Here is a 2,788-nt window from a genome sequence, read left to right as displayed (position 1 = left end):
CCACGCCCGATTCGGCGGCGGCCCCGCGCAGCCTTCTCTGGCTGCTACCCGTGGCCTTTGCGGCCATGCTGGTGGGACGCCAGTTTATTCAGGATCAGGCCATGAATCCGGTTCAGGCCGCCAACGACGCCTACCGCGCCCAAAGGGCCAAGGCTCTTGATCCCTTCCGCCAGCCCGCGCTGGATGGCTATGCCTTCAAGCTCAAGACGGTCTATGACAACGGTGACACTATTTATGATCAGGCGTGCGCGCCCTGTCATGGTCTGGAGGGCAGGGGGGATGGCCCCGTTGCCAGACGTCTGCTGATCCCGGCCGAAGATGTCGCCGCCATACGCGCCAACAGGGAGTACGTGTACACGCTGGTGCGCGACGGCGTTCCCGGTTCGGGCATGCCGTATTTTCGCCTGTATGACCGTGAGAAGATAGAAATGGTGCTGGACACTATGGCCAGGCGCTTTGACATGTTCGGCAAGGCCGACGTACCGCCCGACCGCGAGCCGGAAAGCGACGCCATGATCGTCTGGGCCGAATCCTGCGCCGTCTGCCACGGCGTCGAGGGCGAGATTACGGAATTCGGGCATACGCTGCTGCCGCCCCCGCCGGATCTGCAGCAGTATTCAATGACACATGCGCGCACCCTGGAGGTCATCACCAACGGCTATCCCGGCACGGTCATGCCGCCGTTCCGCCATCTGCCGCAGGAGGTGCTGGAAGACCTGGCTGTCATCAGCAATACCTTCAGGGTGGAAAAGTAGGCAGGGCGCAGCCCTCGGGGGAGGCGTCGCGGACGGCGCTTCTTGCGGGTCTGACGTTCCAACAGCAAACCGCCGGAGCATGTTCACGTGAACGCGCTCCGGCGGTAAATTTTCAGGCCGAAGAGGCTGTTTCCGCGGGCTTTATGCCTGTACCCCCAGGGCGTATTCGCGCTGCTCGCGGCGGCGCACCAGCCAGAAAACCAGAAGCGCGCCAAGCAGTTTGCTTGCGCTCATGGTGATGATTGACCAGGGCGTGGCAAGACCGATGATGAGCAGAAAAACAACGCTGTCCAGAGGCGCGCCCACCAGACTCGAGATAAGTATGCGCTGCGAAAACGGGCGGTTGGTAAAGGTGAACAGCGCCCAGTCCCCCAGTTCGCCGATGGCGAAGGCCGCTGCGCTGGCAAGGGCAAGCTGCGGCGTTGCCATGTACCAGCTCACGATGCAGCCCACCAGCATGGCCCACAGCACCTTATGGCCCACGCGGCGCTGTGCGTAGTCGCGCACCACAAAGATAAAGCCCACCACCAGAGACAGAGGCGGCCACATTTCTCCATTGGGCAGTTCCACAAGGGGCGTGACGGCAAAAGCGTAGTTTACGCCCACGATAAGAGCGATATAGGTAATAAGGGTAAACATGGGCGCGAGAGTAAGCGCTGGCGGCATGGTCGTCAAGTGGGGCAGGGCGCACGGAGCCTTGCAGCTTGACCGGAAGGCGCGGATATGGGACAGAAAAGCAGATTTAGCATGTATCTGGGGCTGGTTCTGAAAACGTCCGCTGCAAAAGCCGCCTTGTTTCCTTCGTCGGCATTGCGGGAAAACCCCCATCCCGCCGTATCCGGTACGGCCTTGCCCGGCAGTTTGTTTTTGCCGGGCAAAAGCCCGTTTTGCGCGGGCGGCATGCGCTTGAACACAGCCCCTTGAAAAACTTTGCGCCTTGTGTGCGCAGCGTAGGCCGGTTGTCCGGCCAGGAGACGTAATGACAGATCTGCACTACCGTTGCGGATGGGTGGCACTCATGGGTCCGCCCAATGCCGGCAAATCCACACTGCTCAATGCCCTTTTGGGGCAAAAGGTGACCATTGTCACGCCCAAGCCGCAGACCACGCGCAACCAGATTGTGGGCATCCTCACCGATGACGAGGCCCAGACCATCTTTATGGATACCCCCGGCCTCACCCAGGTTCGCGGGCGGCTGAGCAAGACCATGATTCAGGCTGTGTGGCAGAGCCTGAACCAGGCCGACATCATCATGCCCGTGCTGGACGCCCACCTCTATATCCGTCATCCCGAATTTCTCGACCGCGATCTCGCCCCGGTGGCTCAGGCTCTTGCCAGCGACGAACGGCCCATGATCGTGGTGGTCAACAAGGTGGACCTGTTCGGCGATAAAAGCCGCATGCTGCCCCTGCTGACCAGGCTGCATGAAATGTGGCCCAGAGCCGATATTTTTCCCATTTCGGCCCTGAACAAGGACGGGCTTGCCGATCTGGTGGAACTTATCCATAAAAAACTGCCCACAGGGCAGGCTCAGTTCCCCGAAGACCAGATATCCACCGCGCCTCTGCGCTTTATGACGGCCGAAATCATTCGCGAAAAGCTCTTTCTGCACTTGCGGCAGGAGGTTCCCTATTCCGTGGCCGTGGATGTGGAAAGCTGGGAAGAGGATGAAGAGCGCGGGCAGACGGTCATTCATGCCACCATCTATGTGGCCCGTCCCATGCACAAGGCCATGGTCATCGGGCGCGCCGGACAGTCCATCAAGGCCATCGGCACTGAAGCCCGCAAGGACATTCAGGAACTGGTGGGCGGCAAGGTGCACCTGGAACTGTGGGTCAAGGTTCGCGAACACTGGACCGAAGACACGGCCTTTTTGCGCGACCTGGGGCTTATGGCGGAGTAGGCTATGGAACTGCGCGATCGCTACCGCCGTGTGCTGGAAAGGCTCGATGCCGCCTGTGCCGCCGCCGGGCGGCCCAGGGAGGACGTGTCTCTCATTGCCGTGTCCAAGCTGCACCCGGCCTGCGATGTGG

Annotated in this window: 3 protein-coding genes; 2 read left to right on the top strand and 1 reads right to left on the bottom strand. The window is 61.0% G+C overall.

Annotated features, from left to right (window positions below; translation table 11 throughout):
- The coding region (locus V6C16_RS10810) for a c-type cytochrome (protein WP_333543191.1) at positions 1–755 on the top strand (755 nt) is incomplete at its 5' end.
- 141 nt (positions 756–896) lie between these two features.
- Here V6C16_RS10810 and V6C16_RS10805 read toward each other — a convergent pair.
- Positions 897–1,421 (bottom strand): VUT family protein, encoded by a 525-nt coding sequence (locus tag V6C16_RS10805; RefSeq protein ID WP_333535595.1) that lies wholly within the window; start codon positions 1,419–1,421, stop codon positions 897–899.
- A 313-nt stretch (positions 1,422–1,734) separates the two neighbouring features.
- Between V6C16_RS10805 and era the strand changes: the two genes are divergently transcribed.
- The gene (era, locus tag V6C16_RS10800; protein ID WP_333535594.1) at positions 1,735–2,658 is read left to right on the top strand and encodes a GTPase Era; all 924 of its coding nucleotides are present in this window, start codon (positions 1,735–1,737) and stop codon (positions 2,656–2,658) included.
- The last annotated feature ends 130 nt before the right edge of the window (positions 2,659–2,788 follow it).

It is taken from the genome of Desulfovibrio sp. 1188_IL3213 (assembly GCF_036763145.1).
Taxonomy (GTDB): domain Bacteria; phylum Desulfobacterota; class Desulfovibrionia; order Desulfovibrionales; family Desulfovibrionaceae; genus Desulfovibrio.
The sequence above is the reverse complement of the archived record's forward strand: the minus strand, read 5'-3'. Positions and strand labels throughout refer to the sequence as shown.